This window comes from Cupriavidus sp. YAF13 (assembly GCF_052113425.1).
Lineage (GTDB): Bacteria > Pseudomonadota > Gammaproteobacteria > Burkholderiales > Burkholderiaceae > Cupriavidus.
Window position 1 is genome coordinate 276,486 of record NZ_JBFRDD010000002.1, and the last position, 18,342, is coordinate 294,827.

Here is an 18,342-nt window from a genome sequence, read left to right on the forward strand (position 1 = left end):
GTCAGCGTGGGCCTAAGCCGTAGCGGTCGGGGGTCAGGCCATCCAGGTCGATGCCGGGGCGATTGCCTGCGATCAGGTCGGCGGCAATGCGCCCGGAGCCGCATGCCATCGCCCAGCCGGTGGAGCCGTGGCCCAGGTTGAGGTAAAGCCCGGGCACGGCCGTGGCGCCGATCAGCGGCGGGCCATCGGGCAGCATCGGGCGGGCGCCGGCCCACAGCGTGGCCGTGCCATAGTGGCCTGCAACCGGGAACCAGTCGCGCGCCACCTTGAGCAAGGTGTTGATGGCCGCGGGGCGCAGGTCGAGCTTGCGCGAGCCGAGCTCGGCGGTGCCGGCAATACGCAGGCGGTTGCCCATGCGGGTGATGGCGACCTTGTAGGACTCGTCCATCAGCGCGCCCAGCGGCGCCTGCAGCTCGTCGCTGACCTGCACGGTGGCGGAATAGCCTTTGACGGGGTAGAGGGGGATGCGCAGGCCCAGCGGGCGCAACAGCGCGGCGCTGGCTATGCCTGCACTGACCAGCACGCGATCGGCGGTGAGCGTTTCGCTCGCGCTGCGGGCATCGCCGGCACCGGTGCCGCACAGGTCAAGCGAGAGCTTGCCGCCCGGCAACGGCCGCAGGGCGCTGGCGTCGCTGTCCATGACAAAGCGCACGCCCGCGGCTTCGGCCAGCACGCGCAGCCGGCGCACGAACATCGGGCAGTTGCCGGATTCGTCCTCGGGAAGGTGCAGCCCGCCGGCCAGCGGCGTGTCGGTGGTCAGGCCAGGCTCGATGCGCCGGCAGCCGTCGGCGTCGACCAGCCGGTGCGGCACCTTGTGCTCGCGCAGCAGGGCCAGCGCCGGCTCGGCGAGGTCCCGGTCGCGCTGGGTACGGAACAGCTGCAGGTAGCCTTGAGATTGCTCGTAGTCGATCTGGAGCTGGCCGCGCAGCGCATGCAGGCATTCCCGGCTATAGAAGGCCAGGCGCTGCATGCGCAGCTTGTTGATGCGGTAGCGCTCCAGCGTGCATTCGCCCAGCCAGCGCGCGATCCAGCGCCACATGGCCGGATCGGCGCTGGGCCGGAACAGCACGGGCGAGGTGCTGGCGAAGAGGTTGCGCAGCACCTTGCCCGGCATGCCGGGCGCCGCCCAGGGGGTGACATAGCCCGGCGCGATCACGCCGGCATTGCCGAAGCTCGACTCCTGCGCCGGCGCCGCGCGGCGCTCGACCACGGTTACGTCGAAGCCAGCCTCGCGCAGGTACCACGCGGAGCACACGCCGATGACACCGGCGCCGATGACGATCACATGCATGGCGCTCCGTAGATTACTTCAGCTCTTTTTGCATCACCACATCGGGCAGCCAGGTGACGATCTGCGGCCACACCGTGACGATGCCGATGGCCACCACCATCATCATGAAGAACGGCAGCGAGACCCGCGCTATGTAGTTACTGTCCTTGCCTGTCATGCTCTGCAGCACGAACAGGTTGAACCCCACGGGTGGCGTCACCTCGGCGATCTCCACCAGCAGCACGATGAATATCCCGAACCATACCAGATCGAAGCCCGCGGCCTGCACCATCGGCAGCACCGTGGCGGTGGTCAGCGCGATCATGGAAATGCCATCGAGCGCGGTGCCCAGCAGGATGTAGATCACGGTTAGCACGGCGATCAGCGCCCAGGGCGACAGGTGCATCGAGGCCACCCATTCCGCCAGCGCGCGCGGAATGCCCGTAAAGCTCATGGTCACGGACAGGAACGAGGTCGCACCCAGCACGAACATGATCATGGCGGTCAGCCGGGTGGCCGACATCAGGCTTTCCCAGAACGCCTTGCGTGTGAGCGAGCCGCCCACCCACGCCAGCGCCAGCGACGCCACCACGCCGTAGGCGGCCGCTTCCGTGGCGGTGGAGTAGCCGGTGATCATGATCCAGGTGATAAAGGCGATCAGCACGATGCACGGCATCAACTGGCGGATCGAGGCGAGCCGCGAGCGCCAGTTGAAGATTTCCGCCTTCGGTGTCTTGTCCGGGTTCGATAGCGCCCACACCACGATGTAGCCGGAGAACAGCAGCATCAGCAGCAGCCCGGGCAGGAAGCCGGCCAGGAACACGCGGATGATCGACACATCGGCCGAGACCGCGTAGACCACCATGGTGATCGATGGCGGGATCAGGATGCCGAGCGTGCCGGCGCACGACAGCGAGCCCAGGGTCACGCGCTCATCGTAGCCGCGCCGGGTCAGCTCGGGCAGCGCCGACTTGGCGATGGTGGCGCAGGTGGCGGCGGACGAGCCCGATACCGAGCCGAAGATGCCGCAGCCCAGGATGTTGACGTGCATCAGGCGCCCGGGGAGCCAGTTCAGCCAAGGCGAGAGCCCGTTGAACATCTGCTCGGACAGCTTGGTGCGAAACAGTATCTCGCCCATCCACACAAAGAGCGGCAGCGAGGCCAGGGTGTACGACGCGCTGGACGACCACCACGCATTGGCCAGGTTGACCAGCGCATCGCGATCGGCAAACACCACCAGCCCCACCCAGGAGGTGACGGCAATGGCCACGGGAATCCACGCGCCGATGACCAGGAAGCCGATCATCACCACCAGCAGGATCAGGGAAACCAGGACGGTGCTCATCAGACGGTCTCCCCGAAGTCGCCGGCGGCCAGCTTGGCTTCCTGCGCCAGCTGGTAGCGCGGCTTTTGCTTGCGCGCCACGCGCAACAGTTCGTCCAGCACCGCCAGCATGAAGCCGGCGCAGCCCAGCACCGCAAAGCTCTGCGGAATCCACAGTGGCACGACGATCTGGCCCTGCGACACATCGCCGATCTCCCAGCTCTGCCAGGCGAAGCTGAACAAGGCCCAGGTCGCGTAGGCGGCGAACACCGCGCAGATGGTCAGCGAGATCAGCTCCAGCCACCAGCGCACGCGCGGATTGACGGCCTCCAGCAGCATTTCCACGCGGACGATGCCGCCATGCTGGAAGGTCTGGCCCAGTACCAGGAAGGCGGAGGCGGCGCACAGCCATGCAACGATATCGTCGCCGCCCTTGAAGATAAACGTGGTCTCGCGCGAGAACGACATCAGGATCATGATGAGGCAGACCCCGAGGATGCACAGCGCGCCGAGCACGGCGAACAGGTCAAGCAGCCGGTCCAGCCAGCGCTTGTTGACGGAAGTGGCTTCCATGGCGAGTGGGGAGGGTTGATGCGGTGAAAAAGAAGGCGCGGGAGGTTTGCGGCAGCAAGGCCACGGCGGCGGGCAACGCCGCCGTGGCCGGATACGGATCGCTTGTTTCTCGCTAGGGCGCAAACTACAGCATTAACTACAGCATTAACTGCGGCATTGACTACGGCGCAAACTACGGCAATGACGGCAACGCCTACTTCTTGTACGCGTCCAGGATGGCCTTGCCGTCGTCGCCGGCGCCCTTGGCCCATTCGTCCACCATCACCTGGCCAAGCTTCTGCATGTCTTGCTTCAACTGGGGCGAGGGCGGCTGCACCGCCATGCCGTTCTTGCCGAGCACGGCCAGGTATTCACGCGTCTTTTGCTCCGAGATCTGCCAGCCGCGCTTCTCGGCTTCGGCCACCGTCTTGAGCAGGGCGTCCTGGGTTGGCTTGTCCAGCGCGGCGAAGGACTTCTTGCTGACCACCAGCATGTTCTTCGGCAGCCAGGCATCGACGGTGTAGAAGTACTTCACGCTCTCCCAGACCTTGGTGTCCACGCCCGTGGCGCCCGAGGACATGAACGAATTGACGGTGCCGGTGGCGAGCGCCTGTGCCAGGTCGGCGGCCTGGATGGTCACCGGCTGCGCGCCCACCAGTTCGGCGATTTTGGAGGTGGCGGGGTTATACGCGCGCCACTTCAGGCCTTTCATGTCGGCCGCGGCGTTGATCGGCTTGTTGGCGTAGATGCCTTGCGGCGGCCAGGCCACCGCGTACAGCAGCTTCATGCCTTGCTTGTCCAGCACCTTGTCGGTGACCGCGCGCGAGGCCTGCCACAGCTTGTAGGAGTCCTGGTAGCTGGTCGCCAGGAAGGGCACCGCATCCACGCCGAATACCGGGTTCTCGTTGGCCAGCAGCGACATCAGGATCTCGCCCATCTGCACCTGGCCGGTCTGCACGCCACGCTTGATCTCGTTGGCCTTGAGCAGTGAGCCGTTGGGATGGATCACGATCTTGAGCTTGCCGCCCGTGGCCTTCTCCACGTCGGTGGCCATCTGCTGCAGGTTTTCGGTGTGGAGGTTGCTCACCGGGTAGCCGGTTGGCAGGTCCCATTTGGTATCCGCCTGCGCGGCCGGCGTCATCACGGCAGCGGTGGCAAGCACCCCGCCCAGCAACATGCACTTCAGTGTGGCCTTCCCTTGCATCGATCTCTCCTGGTTAGTCATTGTGGCTACGTCTGTCTTGGTATTCGTTCCGAAGTCGTTTTGCCCGCGCCACCTGGCTCAGGGGTGGCGCGGGTTACGTCTATCCTTGCCGCGGCGCCTCAGGCGGCCGGCTTGATGATGGATTCCAATGCAATTGCCGTGCCCAGCAGCTGCGCGTCGCGCAGTGCACCGTGCGAGAGCATCAGGCCCACGGGCAACTCGTCCGGCTGGTGGCAGGGCAGCGAGATGGAGCAGCCATCGAGGAAGTTGAACGCCGACGTATTGCGCAGCAGCAGGGCGTTGGTGCGGAAGAACAGCGCGTCGTCCGCCACCAGCGGGGCGATCGGCGGCGCCACCATCGGCACGGTGGGGCAGGCCACGGCGTCGAAGCCTTCGATGCGGGCGGCAACCCGCGTGATCCAGTCGAGGCGGGCGCGCATCAGGTCTACGTAGTCGGCCGCGCTCATGGCCGCGCCGCGGTCGATGCGCGACGCTACGCGCGGATCGTATTGCTCGCGCCGCGTGGCCAGCACGTGGCGGTGGATGGCATGCGCCTCGGCGGCGGTGAAGCCGCCGCCGGCGTTGATGGCGGCCAGCTCGGCCAGTTCCGGCAGGTCGATGTGCTCGATCTGCACGCCGGCCGCGGACAGCCGGCCGAGGGCGCGGTCGAACGCGCGCGCCACCGTGTCATCGAGGTCGTCGAGCAGGACCTGGCGCGGGATGGCCAGGCGGATACCCGCCGCGGCCTTGATGACGGGGAGCACCGCCTGGTCGGCGATCACGCTGTCCACCAGCACGCAATCCTGCACCGTGCGCGCCATGGCGCAGGCGGTGTCCAGCGTATAGGAGAGCGGGAAGGCGCCGTCCAGCGGCACGCGCCGGGCGGTCGGCTTGAAGCCGGTCAGCCCGCACAGGGCAGCCGGGATGCGGATGGAGCCGCCGGTGTCGCTGCCCAGCCCCGCCACCGCCAGGCCCAGCGCCACGGACACCGCGGCGCCCGACGACGAGCCGCCGGGAATGCGCGCGACCTGCTTGTCCGCCGGGTTGACCGGCGTGCCGAAATGCGGGTTGATGCCCACGCCCGAGAAGGCGAACTCGGTCATGTTGGTGCGCCCCACCAGCGCCGCGCCGCTCTCGCGCAACCGGCGCACCACCGTGGCGTCGGCCGTGGCCGCCAGCGCGTCGCTGCGCACCGGCGAGCCGGCGCGCGAGGCTTCGCCGGCGATGTTGAACAGGTCCTTGACCGAGACCGGCAGGCCTGCCAGCGGATGCAGCGGCTTGCCCGCCAGGCAGGCCGCGTCGGCGGCCTTGGCGACCTGCGCGGCGGTGTCGAAGGTGGTGTGCAGGAACACGGCGTGCGCGTCCGGCTGCTGCGCGTGCTGCGCAGCCTGGGCGATCACGTCGGCGCGGGAGATCGCGCCATCGTGAAGCCTTGTCTGTAATGTATGGATATCCGTAGGCATGGGGCTCGCGATCAGTCGCGCTCAGGAGGGGTCCGATCGAGTCTATCCAGTGCGTCCGCGCTGCGCAACCAGCCCATGGCGGGGCACGCCGGCGTCCCCGCGATAGTGCGCAACCCGCGCTTCCCGCGTTCCCCGCCCTTTTTTCGTGCAGAATCCACGGTGACATCCCCGATGTTTTGCTTGGATTTATTTTGTGTTTATCCTCATAATTTGTTAATAAACTGTCAAGCCAAATATGGTGGCCAGGACATCGGGGATACACCTAGTCATCCTTGTCGTTCGCTGCGCACACCAACCCCTGAAAGGAGTGAAGACATGGCGCGTAAGCCAGCAACCGAGCCAGCAACCGAGCCAGTAGCGCAGCCAGCAATCGAGCCAGGGCCAGCAGCCGTTCACGCCGAGGGTGGCCAAGCGAGCGCCAGGTCCGCGGCCAGTGCGCTGGCGCGTCCGTTGGGCCCCAATATCGTTTCGTCTTCGCACCTGGTGTCGGAGCGCAGCCCGGAGCTGTCGGAGTTCGAGTTCGGCCTGAACACGGCCTACAACGCCTACAGCCGCTGGGTGGTGCGCTGCATGGGCGCCTCCGGCGTGCGCGACCTGACCTTCCTGGACGTGCTGGTGCTGCATCACGTCAACCACCGGGCGCGCCCCAAGCGGCTCGCCGATATCTGCTTCGTCCTCAACGTCGAGGACACCCACCTGGTCACCTACGCGCTCAAGAAGCTACAGGGCCTGGCGCTGGTGGAGGGCGAGCGCATCGGCAAGGAAGCCACCTACATCACCACTCCCGCCGGCACCGAGGCCTGCGCGCGCTACCGCGAGATCCGCGAGCAATGCCTGACCAGCAATTTCTCCGCCGGCAGTGCCGAGAACGTGGAGATCGGCGAGCTGGCACGGCTGCTGCGTGTGCTGACCGGCCTGTACGAGCAGGCCGCACGCTCGGCGACGTCCCTGTAGCAGCAAGGACACCGCGCGCGTCCGGCCTGCATCCAGGCCGCGCTGCCGCCTGAGCGCCCTTTTTTTTCCCGACATCTCCATCACGCCCTAGAAGGAAGCCCCCGTATGCCGCAGTCGCTGCCATCCTCCGCTGCCGTTGTTTCGGACCGCCGCCGCTGGCAATTCTGGATCGATCGCGGCGGCACCTTCACCGATGTGGTGGGGCTCCGGCCGGATGGCACGGTGGTCACGCACAAGCTGTTGTCCGAGAACCCGGAGCAGTACAGCGATGCCGCCGTGGCCGGCATCCGCCACCTGCTGGGGCTGGCCCCGGGCGAGCCGGTCACGCCGGCGCAGGTGGAAGTGGTGAAGATGGGCACCACGGTTGCGACCAATGCCTTGCTGGAGCGCAAGGGCGAGCCGGTGGCGCTGTTCATCACGCGCGGCTTTCGCGATGCGCTGCGCATCGCCTACCAGAACCGGCCGCGCCTGTTCGACCTGAACATCGTGCTGCCGGAGCTGCTCTACCGCGACGTGGTGGAGGTGGGCGAGCGCCTGGACGCGCAGGGCGAAACGGTGACGCCGCTCGACGAAGCCGCGCTGCGCGCCGATATGCAGCGTGTGTTCGACAGCGGCATCCGCGCCATCGCCATCGTGTTCCTGCACGGCTACCGCCAGGCGGTGCACGAGCAGGCCGCCGCGCGGATCGCGCGCGAGACCGGTTTTACGCAGATTTCCGTCTCGCACCAGGTGTCGCCGCTGATGAAGCTGGTCTCGCGTGGCGACACCACGGTGGTGGACGCCTACCTGTCGCCGATCCTGCGCCGCTATGTCGGGCAAGTGGAGCAGCAGATGCCGGGCGTGCGCCTGCAGTTCATGCAGAGCAGCGGCGGCCTGACCGATGCGCACCGCTTCCAGGGCAAGGACGCTATCCTGTCCGGCCCGGCCGGCGGCATCGTCGGCATGGTGCGCTCCTCGCAGAGCGCGGGCTTCGGGCGCATCATCGGCTTCGACATGGGCGGCACGTCGACCGATGTCTCGCACTTCAACGGCGACCATCCCAACGATTTCGAGCGCGTGTTCGAGACCAGCGTGGCGGGCGTGCGCATGCGCGCGCCCATGATGAGCATCCATACGGTGGCCGCCGGCGGTGGCTCCATCCTGCATTTCGATGGCAGCCGCTTCCGCGTCGGCCCCGATTCGGCCGGCGCCAACCCGGGGCCGGCGAGCTACCGGCGCGGCGGCCCGCTGGCGGTGACCGACTGCAATGTCATGCTCGGCAAGATCCAGCCGCGGCATTTTCCCGCTGTGTTCGGCCCACGGGCCGATGCCGCGCTGGACCGCGACACGGTAGTGGCCAGGTTCACGGCGCTGGCGCAAGCGGTAACGGAGGCGACCGGCGATCAACGCAGCGCCGAGCAGGTGGCCGAAGGCTTCATCGAGATCGCGGTCGGCAATATGGCCAACGCCATCAAGCAGATCTCCGTGCAGCGCGGCCACGACGTGACCGGCTACACACTGACCACCTTCGGCGGCGCCGGCGGGCAGCATGCCTGCCTGGTGGCGGACGCCCTTGGCATGCAGACCGTGTTCGTGCATCCGCTGGCGGGCGTGCTGTCGGCCTACGGCATGGGCCTGGCCGACCGCACCGCCATGCGCGAGCGCGCCGTGGAGACGCGCCTGGACGACCGTGCATGGCCCGCGTTGCAAGCCACGCTCGATGCGCTGGCAAGCGATGCGCGCAAGGAACTGCTGGAGCAGGAAGTCGCCGAGGCGCAGATCGACGTGGTGCGCCGTGCGCACCTGCGCTACGAGGGCACGGATTCGGCGCTGGTGGTGCCGTTCGGCACCTTGCCTGCCATGCAGGCGGCGTTCGATGCCGCGTACCGCCAGCGCTATGCCTTCCTGATGCAGGGCAAGCCCCTGGTCGTGGAAGCCCTGTCGGTGGAAGCCATCGGCAGCAGCGAGCCGCCCGAGGAGAAGCTGCCCGACGCGCAGCCGCGCTGCGGCGGCCCCGTGCCGGCGGAGCTGGTGCGCATGTTCAGCGGCGGCGCCTGGCACGACACCGGCTTGTTCCCGCGCGATACGCTGCGCCCCGGCGACGTGCTGCCGGGCCCCGCCATCATCGCCGAGCGCAACGCCACCACGGTGGTCGAGCCCGGCTGGCAGGCTGAGCTGACCGCGCGCAACCACCTGGTGCTGACCCGCGCCGTGCCGCGTCCCCAGCGGCGCGCCATGGGCACCGACGCCGATCCGGTCATGCTGGAAGTCTTCAACAACCTGTTCATGTCGATCGCCGAGCAGATGGGCCAGCGGCTGCAGAACACGGCGTACTCGGTCAACATCAAGGAACGGCTCGACTTCTCCTGCGCCATCTTCGATGCCGGCGGCAACCTGATCGCCAATGCCCCGCACATGCCGGTGCACCTGGGCTCGATGGGGGAGAGCATCAAGACGGTGATCGCGCGCAACGCCGGGCACATGGCCGATGGCGATGTCTACGTGCTCAACGACCCATACAACGGCGGCACGCACCTGCCGGACGTGACGGTGATCACGCCGGTCTTCGACGAGGCCGGCGAGGAGATCCTCTTCTACGTTGGCTCGCGCGGCCACCACGCCGATATCGGCGGCATCACGCCGGGCTCGATGCCGCCGGACTCCACGGTGGTGGAGGAAGAGGGCGTGATGATCGACAACTTTCCGCTGGTGAAGGCCGGCGTGCTCGACGATGCCGGCATGCGCGCATTGCTGGCGGGCGCGCGCTACCCGGCCCGCAATATCGACCAGAACATGGCCGACCTGCGCGCCCAGGTGGCGGCCAACGCCAAGGGCGTCGAAGAGCTGCGCAAGATGGTGGCGCAGTTCGGCCTGCCGGTGGTGCGCGCCTATATGGGCCATGTGCAGGACAACGCCGAGGAAGCCGTGCGCCGCGTCATCACCGCGCTGAAGGACGGTGCCTATCGGTACCCGCTGGATAATGGCGCGCAAATCCAGGTACGCGTGACAGTGGACCAGGCCAGGCGCGAAGCCGTGGTGGACTTCACCGGCACTTCGGCGCAACTGCCCAACAACTTCAACGCGCCGCGCGCGGTATGCATGGCGGCTGTGCTCTACGTGTTCCGCACGCTGGTCAACGAGGACATCCCGCTCAACGCCGGCTGCCTCAAGCCGATCCACGTGATCATCCCCGAAGGCTCCATGCTCAATCCGCGCTATCCGGCCTCGGTGGTGTCCGGCAATGTGGAAACGTCCTCGTGCATCACCAACGCGCTGTATGGCGCGCTGGGCGTGGTGGCGGCCAGCCAGGGCACCATGAACAATTTCACTTTCGGCAACGCACGCTACCAGTACTACGAGACCATCTCCGGCGGCAGCGGCGCAGGGCAGGGTTTCAACGGCTGCGACGTGGTGCAGACCAATATGACCAACTCGCGCCTGACCGATCCGGAGGTGCTGGAATGGCGCTTCCCGGTGCGGCTGGAGAGCTATGAGATCCGGCCGGGCTCGGGTGGCGCGGGGCAGTGGCGCGGCGGCAACGGCGGCATCCGCAAGGTGCGCTTCCTGGAGCCGATGACGGCGTCGATCCTGTCCAACAACCGCTTGCACGCACCGTTCGGCATGGCCGGCGGCGAGCCCGGCGCCATGGGCCGCAACTACGTGGTGCGGGGTGATGGCAGCGAGCAAGCGCTGGGCCATGTCGGGCGTTGCGAGATGAAAGCGGGCGATGTCTTCGTGGTGGAAACGCCGGGAGGCGGGGGCTACGGCAAGGTGTAAGGGCCTGGCGGGGCGAGCCGGAGCGCAATGCTCCGGCTCGTTGCACGCGCTTCGCGGGCGCGACAAATTTTCATTTCCAACAGATCAGTCTTTCGTCACTTCCTAAATGTCCGATCCATCGTTTTCGCCAGGTTTGGCACGCCTGGCGTCGCTGCCGGACACATCGCGTTGCAGCAATTTCCTTGACTTATCCTCAGGTGATTCCTAGGTTTATGAAGACCCCGGGGGGCGAGGCCATCGTGCAGCATGTGGTCCTTCGCGGGGGGCAAGGGAGGGACCGCGGTGACGCCACGCAGCAGATCAATCGTTCTTGGTATCGCATTGATTGGCGCATTGATCGGCGCGCTCGCCGCAGGCGGGTGTTCCAGGCCGGAGCCGGGCCGAGTCCTTGACGAGGCGAAGCAGGCCGGCCGGGGCCCTGAAACGTTCCGGCACGCATCGGAGGACTATTTCCACGGCATGGATCGCGGCGTTGCGCTGACCCAGGAAGAAATCGCCGGCCGCAATATGTGGCTGGTGTGGAGCGGCGGCAACGACAGGTTCTGGGACGACATGACGAACTTCACGTTCGGCGCGTTCGACCTGCTCAAGTCCATCAGCTCGCATCCGAGCCAGGGCTATTCCCGCGACACCCGCTGGCGCTATCTGGGCCTGCTCAACGAGCCCTGCTTCGAAAAGCCCGCGGGGCCCGATCCGCAGCGCTTCGGGCTGTGGCTGGACCAACGGGTCAAGGATTGCCCGGCCGACCCCTTCGAGAACGAGCAAGCCTATCCTGGCGTCAAGATTGGCGCGCGCGGCACCACGTTCGCCAATGGCGCGAAGCTGCCGGTGGGTTCTTACTACGGCTACCCCACGGGCATCATCGGCTTGCGGCTGTTCCCCAACCCGGCCTTTGACGAGAAGGCCGCGAAGGCATGGGATCCGCAGCGCTATTACATCGATCCCAAGTACTACAACCGCGCGGATCTCGTGCGGCCCTATCGCGTTGGCATGGCATGCGGTTTCTGCCACGTGGGCCCGAGCCCGATCCATCCCCCTGGGGATCCCGCGCACCCGCAATGGCCCGAGCTGAGTTCCACGGTGGGCGCGCAGTACATGTGGGTAGACCGGCTGTTCATCCATAACGCATCGACACCCGAGGGCCGGCAGAATTTCATGTTCCAGCTCGTGCATACCTTCCGCCCGGGCACCATGGATACTTCGCTGGTGTCCACGGACAACATCAACAACCCCCGCACCATGAACGCGCTCTACGACCTGATGGCGCGCATGGGCGTGGCCAGGCGCATCGGCGAAGAAAAGCTGGCCGGGGGCGAGCTGAACAACCGGCAGCTCAATGACTTCGTCAAGACCGGCGCGTTGACGCAGTTCTACACGCCGCCCGATACGGTATGGACGCCGCACGTGCTCAAGGACGGCGCCGATTCGGTCGGCGTGCTGGGCGCATTGAACCGGGTGTACCTGAATATCGGCCTGTTCAGCGAGGAATGGCTGCTGCACTTCAACCCGATCCTTGGCGGCAAGGCGATCTCGCCCGTCGAGCTTGCCGTGGCGCAGAAGAACTCGAGCTACTGGGGGGCGACGGAAGCCGGCACGACCAACATGGCGCTGTTCCTGCTGAAGGCGACCCCGCCGGACCACTTGCGCGATGCCCCGGGCGGCGCTGGCTTCCTGGCGGATACGTCCACGCCGGCCGGCGCGCAGATGCTCGACCGGGGCAAGGTCGTGTTCGCCGACACTTGCGCGCGCTGCCATTCCAGCAAGGCGCCGCCGCCGCCGGCCAGCCTGAACCTGCGGAACTGCGCGGGCCCGAACTATCTCGCCTGCTTCATGCGGTACTGGAAATGGACGCAGACGGATGCGTTCAAAGCGCAGATGCGCGAGATGGTCAAGGCGCCGGACTTCCTGGCGGGCAACTATCTGTCATCCGATGCGCGCATTCCCGCCACGCTGCTGCGGACCAACGTGTGCAGCCCGCTTGCGACCAATGCGTTGCGCGGAAATATCTGGGACAACTTCTCGTCGGAGTCATACAAGACGCTGCCCTCGGTGGGTAGCGTCACCCTCAACGACCCCTTCACTGGCGAGCGCTGGCATTACCGGATGCCGGCCGGCGGCCGTGGCTATACCCGCGTGCCCTCGCTGATCAGCGTTTGGTCGACGGCCCCGTTCCTGCTTAACAACACACTTGGGCCCTTCAGCGAGGATCCGTCGGTTGCCAGCCGCATCCAGGTTTTCGATGCCTCCATCGAGCAGTTGCTCTGGCCCGAGAAGCGCGTGCATGACGACATCCTGGGCGCCAAGGTGCCAGGCACCATCGACCGCACCACCGAGCGCAGCCAGATTACGGTGCCGGAGGGCTTCGTGCCGGACGCGCTCAAGCCGTTGCAGGGCTTCATGCACCGCTATGCGCCGTGGCTGGTGGGGGCGGGCGGCGATGTGACCATCGGGCCGGCACCCAAGCAGATGCCGGTCAACTTGCTGGCCAATATCCAGCCGCTATCTGAGACCAGCGACGTCGGCGCCAAGGCCGAGCACGCGGCCAAGGTGGTGGGCCTTGCGCTCAAGCTGAGATCGGACCTGGCCTCCGTGCCCGAGGGTGCGACCGACGCGGATCTGGGCAAGACCTACGCCAACCTGGTCAAGCCCATGCTGGCACTCAGCAAGTGCCCGGATTTTGTCGTGAACCGCGGCCATTACTTCGGCACGGCGGAGTTCAACAACCAGGCCGGCCTGAGCGCCGATGAGCAATCGTTCGGGCAGGAGCCGGTATTGAGCGATGACGATAAACGGGCCTTGATTGCCTTTCTCAAGACGTTTTGACGTAGGCGGCGCGGCGGGGATATGTCTGCTCCAGGCGAACAAGCATGGGATTACGTGATCGTCGGTTCCGGCGCGGGGGGCGGCACGCTCGCCGCGCGGCTGGCGGAGGCGGGCATGCGCGTATTCCTGCTCGAGGCCGGCAACGATGCGCGCGAGCCTGGCACGGCTTGCATGCCGGAGGATTACGAGGTGCCGGCGTTTCACGCCTGCGCCTCCGAGAATCCGGCGATGAGCTGGAATTTCTTTGTGCGCCACTACGCGGACGACGCACAGCAGCGCAGGGACCCGAAGTACGGCAGCGAAGGCGTGCTCTATCCCCGGGCGGCGACGCTGGGCGGCTGCACCGCGCACAACGCGATGATCTTCCTCTACCCGCACGACTCGGACTGGGACGGCATTGCCGAGCTGACCGGCGACCACTCGTGGAAAGCCGCCCGCATGCGCCGGTACGCCAAGACGCTGGAGCAATGCCGGCACCGTCCGCTGTGGGCGCTCGCGCGCCGCCTTGGCTTCGATCCCACGGCGCACGGCTGGGACGGATGGCTCAGCACCGAGCGCGCGTTCCCGCTGGAAGCGCTGACCGACAATGCGCTCACGCGCCTGATCCTGGGCTCCATGGAACTGGCGGCGCGCAGCGTGCCGCGGCGCCTGCACGCGGTCCTGAGCTTCTTGCGCTGGCAGGGCGATCCGAACGCCAGGATCTGGGGGGGGCGATGTTTCAACGGCGTTTGCTACACGCCGCTTTCCACGCGCGGGCATGCCCGCAACGGCGCGCGCGAACGGGTGCTCGACGTGGCAGCCCGCCTGCCGTCGTGCTTGCATATCGAGATGGACGCGCTGGCCACGCGCGTGCTGCTGGACGCGCACGGCACGGCGACCGGTGTCGAATACCTGAAAGGCAAGCAACTCTACCGGGCCCATGTCTCGCCAAGCACGGCGCCCGGCGTGCGCCATGCAGTGCACGCGCGCCGTGCGGTGATCCTGGCGGGCGGCGCGTTCAATACGCCGCAACTGCTGATGCTGTCGGGCATTGGCCCGGCCGAGCACCTTCGCGCGCACGGCATTGCCGTGAACGTGGACTTGCCGGGTGTCGGGCGCAATCTCCAGGATCGCTATGAGGTGGGCGTGGTAAGCCGGATGGCGCAGCCGTGGCGCATCCTCGATGGCGCCCGCTTCCAGAAGGATGATCCGGCCTATTGCAGCTGGCGCGACGGCCGGCATGGGGTCTACACTTCCAACGGCGTGGCGATCGCGGTGGCACGGCGCTCGCGCAAATCCGCGCCCGTGCCGGATGTGTTCTGCATGGCGCTGGTCGAGCATTTCACCGGCTATTTCCCGGGTTACTCCAAACTCTTCGCCCAGAGCGACGATGCACTCACCTGGGCCATTCTCAAGGCGCACACGCGCAACCGCGCGGGCACGGTGCGGCTGCGCTCCGCGAATCCGCTCGAACCGCCCTTGATCAATTTCCACTATTTCGAAGAAGGCGGGGCGGGGGCGGACGAGGATCTGCGCGCGGTGATCGACGCCATCCGCTTTGTGCGCAAGCTGGCAGCGCCGCTGATCGAGCGCGGCGTGATCGCGCAGGAGCAGCTTCCTGGCGCGCACCTGCGCAGCGACGATGAGCTGGCCGGCTATGTGCGCGACAACGCCTGGGGGCATCACGCTTCGTGCAGTTGCGCCATCGGCGCGCGCGAGGCGGGCGGCGTGCTGGGCAGCGATTTTTCCGTGCATGGCACGCGCGGGCTGCGGGTTGTCGATGCGTCCGTCTTCCCGAGGATTCCTGGCTTTTTCCTGGCCAGCGCGGTCTACATGATTGCCGAGAAGGCGGCCGATGTGCTCTTGCGCGAAGCGAAGGCCACGGCGAAGGCGGCAGCGGCGGCAGCGGCGACAGCGGCGCTATAGGCAGGCGACCCACATTGGAGGTGCGGATATGGCATACGACGTGCGCACGCTGCTGGAAACGAGCCAGGACCAGCTTGACGATCTGTTTCGCGCCAGCCCGGGGGGCGACATTGCGGATGGCGAGGCCACCGGCACCGCGATCATCTCGCATCGCCTGATCGATTTCTGCCTCGCGTTCTGATGAAACGCAGAACGTTCCTGGTCGGTGGCATCGGTGGCTTCGGGGCAGCGGGCGCGTTGCTGATCGGCTGGTCGGTGCTGCCGCCACGGCAGCGGCTGGCCACATCGCAGCCATTGCCGGCGGTTGGCACGCAGGTGGGGCTCAATGGCTGGGTCAAGATAGCAGCCGACAACACCGTCACCATCATGATGTGCCGCTCCGAGATGGGGCAGGGCGTGCACACCGGCCTGGCCATGGTGCTGGCCGACGAGCTGGATGCCAGTTGGGCGCACGTCAAGGTCGAGCACGCGCCAGTGGACAAGATCTACAACAACCTGGAAGTCGTCGTCGAGGATCTCCCGTTCCGCGCGGACGACGACGGCGTGGCCAGGCATCTGGCAGCCTGGCTGACCGCCAAGCTCATGCGCGAGATCGGCGAGATGGTGACAGGCGGCTCGTCGAGCCTCAATGACCTGTGGGACCCGATGCGCGAGGCCGGCGCATCCGCCCGCGCGATGTTGATTGGCGCGGCAGCCGCGCGCTGGAACGTGCCAGCGGGCGAGTGCCGCGCGCAGGACGGCAAGGTACTCCATCCCTCCGGGAAGACAGCCACCTTCGGTGAACTGGCGGCCCAAGCCGGGAAGCTCCCGCTGCCGGCAAAGGTGGCGCTGAAGACGCCATCCGAATTCAAGCTGATCGGCAAGGACACACGCCGCATCGAGGCCGCGTCCAAGATCGATGGCACGGCGCGTTTTGGCATCGACGTGCTGCCCGAGGGCCTGCTGTACGCCAGCGTGACGATGTGCCCGACGCTGGGCGGCACGGTGGCGAGCTTCGACGGCGCGGATGCCGCCGCGATGCCGGGCATCGTCAAGGTGCTCGCGGTCGATGCCTACAACGGCGGCACCGGCGGGGTGGCGGTGATCGCCGACAACGCGTACCGGGCCATGAAGGCGCTGGATGCGGTCAAGATCGTGTGGAACCCTGGCCCCGCCGCCGCGCTGTCCAGCCCGGAGGTGAGCCGCCGTCTCGCGCAGGCGCTGGATGCCTCCGACGGCCACGCCTATTACCGGCACGGCGATGTCGAGGCGGCATTGAAGTCCGCCGCCAGGCCAGTCAGCGCCGAGTACAGCGCGCCCTACCTCGCGCATGGGGCGTTGGAGCCCATCAACTGCACGGTGCAGGTGCGCGACGGCGCGGCCAGGGTCTGGGTCTCGACGCAGTTGCCTGGCCTGGCGCGCCGGGCGGCCTCGAAGGTGCTCGGCATCGATGCCGACAAGGTCGATGTGCAGCCGCAACTGATCGGTGGCGCGTTCGGGCGGCGGCTGGAGGTGGATTTCATCTCCCAGGCCGTGGCAATCGCGCGCGCGGGCGGTGGGCGGCCGGTGCAGACGATCTGGTCGCGCGTCCAGGACACCACGCACGACTTCTACCGGCCTGCCTGCCTCTCGCGCTTCAAGGCCGGGCTCGATGGCGCGGGCAACCTGGTGGCCTGGCACAACACGTCGGCCAGCCAGGCGATCGTGCCGGCCATGCTGGCGCGCTTGCTTGGCCTGCCCGGCCTGGGCATCGACAAGACCACGACGGAAGGCGCGTTCGACCGGCCCTACGAATGGCCGAACGCGCGCGTCGGGCACGTGATTGTCGACCTGCCTGTGCCGGTGGGCTTCTGGCGCTCGGTTGGCCACTCGCACCAGGCATTTTTCACCGAGAGCTTTATCGACGAACTGGCGGCGGCCGCCGGCAAGGATCCCGTTGCCTTTCGTGCCGGCCTGCTGGTCAAGCATCCGCGCCATCTGGCCGTGTTGCACATGGCCGCGGACAAGGCCGGCTGGGGAAAGCCGCTAGGGAAGACGGCAGACGGCGCCGCGCGCGCACGCGGGGTGGCGCTGCACGAGGCATACGGCAGCATCGTCGCGCAGGTGGCGGAGGTGTCCGTGGCGCCGGACAAGACCGTGCGTGTGCACCGGGTGGTCTGCGCGATCGATTGCGGGATGCCCGTGAACCCGAACCTGATCCGCCAGCAGATGGAAGGCGCGATCATCTTCGGCTTGTCGGCCGCGCTGTTCGAGGAGATCACGATCGCCGATGGCCAGGTGCAGCAGAAAACGTTTGGCGATTTCCCCGTCATCTTCATGAACAACTGCCCGGCAATCGAAACCCACATCCTGCCAAGCCAGGGCCATCCCCAGGGTGTGGGTGAGCCGGGCACGCCGCCCATTGCGCCGGCGGTGGCCAATGCCCTGTTTGCGCTGACGGGACAGCGCCTGCGCGCGTTGCCCTTGAAACTGGCCTGAGTCCCGGGAGAAAGCCATGCTGCCCCTGAACATCAACGGTAAGACGGTGTCCGTGCAGTCCGATCCGGATACCCCGCTGCTGTGGGTATTGCGGTGCGAGCTGGGGTTGACCGGCACCAAATATGGCTGCGGTATCGGCGTTTGCCGGGCCTGCACGGTGCAGTTGAACGGCACGCCGCAGGTCGCCTGCATGAGCCCGGTCTCCACGCTGGCCAATATCCGGATCGTGACCATCGAAGGCTTGCGCGGCGCGCAGGCGCAAGCCCTGAAGGCCGCCTGGCTCGATCTGGACGTGGTGCAGTGCGGCTACTGCCAGAGCGCGCAGCTCATGACCGCCAGCGCGCTCCTGAGAAGCATCCCAAAACCCAGCGATGCCGACATCGATAAAGCGATGGAGCACATTGTCTGCCGCTGCGGCACCTACCCGCGGATCCGCGCTGCCATCCACCAGGCCGCCGGGCAGTCACGCACCTGAGGCAGCCCCGCCTGGCGAGGGTTTTTACCGATAACGTGAACGCAGGGCGCGACAAAGAATGAAACCCGAATTCCTGTTCAGGTTTTTCGCGCCATGCCCATCGAGGCGAAGCCGCCCTTTGCGCTGGCCGCGCCGCCGCGGCTAACAAGCGGGTTGCGTT

Annotated in this window: 12 protein-coding genes; 7 read left to right on the forward strand and 5 right to left on the reverse strand. The window is 67.0% G+C overall.

The features are described from left to right. Window position 1: 1 nt before the first annotated feature. From AB4061_RS03260 to AB4061_RS03280, 5 genes are all read right to left on the reverse strand, one after another. On the reverse strand, window positions 2-1,291 hold the full coding sequence (locus tag AB4061_RS03260; protein ID WP_441630825.1) for a D-amino acid dehydrogenase: 1,290 nt from the start codon (window positions 1,289-1,291) through the stop codon (window positions 2-4). Between the two features lie 13 nt (window positions 1,292-1,304). Beyond that, window positions 1,305-2,615, reverse strand: coding sequence for a TRAP transporter large permease (locus AB4061_RS03265; protein WP_441630827.1), 1,311 nt, complete (start codon window positions 2,613-2,615; stop codon window positions 1,305-1,307). Further along, on the reverse strand, window positions 2,615-3,166 hold the full coding sequence (locus AB4061_RS03270) for a TRAP transporter small permease subunit (RefSeq protein ID WP_441630829.1): 552 nt from the start codon (window positions 3,164-3,166) through the stop codon (window positions 2,615-2,617). Before AB4061_RS03270 ends, AB4061_RS03265 begins: the two co-directional genes overlap by 1 nt. Window positions 3,167-3,359: 193 nt before the next feature. Continuing rightward, window positions 3,360-4,322 carry a TRAP transporter substrate-binding protein gene (locus AB4061_RS03275; RefSeq protein ID WP_441630916.1) on the reverse strand — a complete coding sequence of 321 codons (963 nt, stop codon included), beginning with the start codon at window positions 4,320-4,322 and terminating at the stop codon, window positions 3,360-3,362. A gap of 146 nt (window positions 4,323-4,468) precedes the next feature. Next, window positions 4,469-5,812 (reverse strand): amidase, encoded by a 1,344-nt coding sequence (locus AB4061_RS03280; RefSeq protein ID WP_441630831.1) that lies wholly within the window; start codon window positions 5,810-5,812, stop codon window positions 4,469-4,471. Window positions 5,813-6,127: 315 nt separating this feature from the next. Here AB4061_RS03280 and AB4061_RS03285 point away from each other — a divergent pair, with 315 nt between their 5' ends. The 7 genes from AB4061_RS03285 (at window position 6,128) to AB4061_RS03315 (ending at window position 18,182) form a co-directional block, all read left to right on the forward strand. Beyond that, window positions 6,128-6,766: a winged helix DNA-binding protein gene (locus AB4061_RS03285; RefSeq protein ID WP_441630833.1), complete on the forward strand. Its 639-nt coding sequence runs from the start codon at window positions 6,128-6,130 to the stop codon at window positions 6,764-6,766. Window positions 6,767-6,871: 105 nt separating this feature from the next. Beyond that, a complete protein-coding gene (locus AB4061_RS03290; protein ID WP_441630835.1) occupies window positions 6,872-10,522 on the forward strand; it encodes a hydantoinase B/oxoprolinase family protein in 3,651 nt (1,216 codons plus the stop codon). A 459-nt stretch (window positions 10,523-10,981) separates the two neighbouring features. Beyond that, window positions 10,982-13,345 carry a hypothetical protein gene (locus AB4061_RS03295; protein ID WP_441630837.1) on the forward strand — a complete coding sequence of 788 codons (2,364 nt, stop codon included), beginning with the start codon at window positions 10,982-10,984 and terminating at the stop codon, window positions 13,343-13,345. A 21-nt stretch (window positions 13,346-13,366) separates the two neighbouring features. After that, on the forward strand, window positions 13,367-15,250 hold the full coding sequence (locus tag AB4061_RS03300) for a GMC family oxidoreductase (RefSeq protein WP_441630839.1): 1,884 nt from the start codon (window positions 13,367-13,369) through the stop codon (window positions 15,248-15,250). A 28-nt stretch (window positions 15,251-15,278) separates the two neighbouring features. Next, window positions 15,279-15,431, forward strand: a complete 153-nt coding sequence (locus tag AB4061_RS03305; protein WP_441630841.1) for a hypothetical protein — start codon at window positions 15,279-15,281, stop codon at window positions 15,429-15,431. Further along, a complete protein-coding gene (locus tag AB4061_RS03310; protein ID WP_441630842.1) occupies window positions 15,431-17,707 on the forward strand; it encodes a molybdopterin cofactor-binding domain-containing protein in 2,277 nt (758 codons plus the stop codon). Before AB4061_RS03305 ends, AB4061_RS03310 begins: the two co-directional genes overlap by 1 nt. A gap of 16 nt (window positions 17,708-17,723) precedes the next feature. After that, on the forward strand, window positions 17,724-18,182 hold the full coding sequence (locus AB4061_RS03315) for a (2Fe-2S)-binding protein (RefSeq protein ID WP_441630844.1): 459 nt from the start codon (window positions 17,724-17,726) through the stop codon (window positions 18,180-18,182). Window positions 18,183-18,342 lie beyond the last annotated feature (160 nt).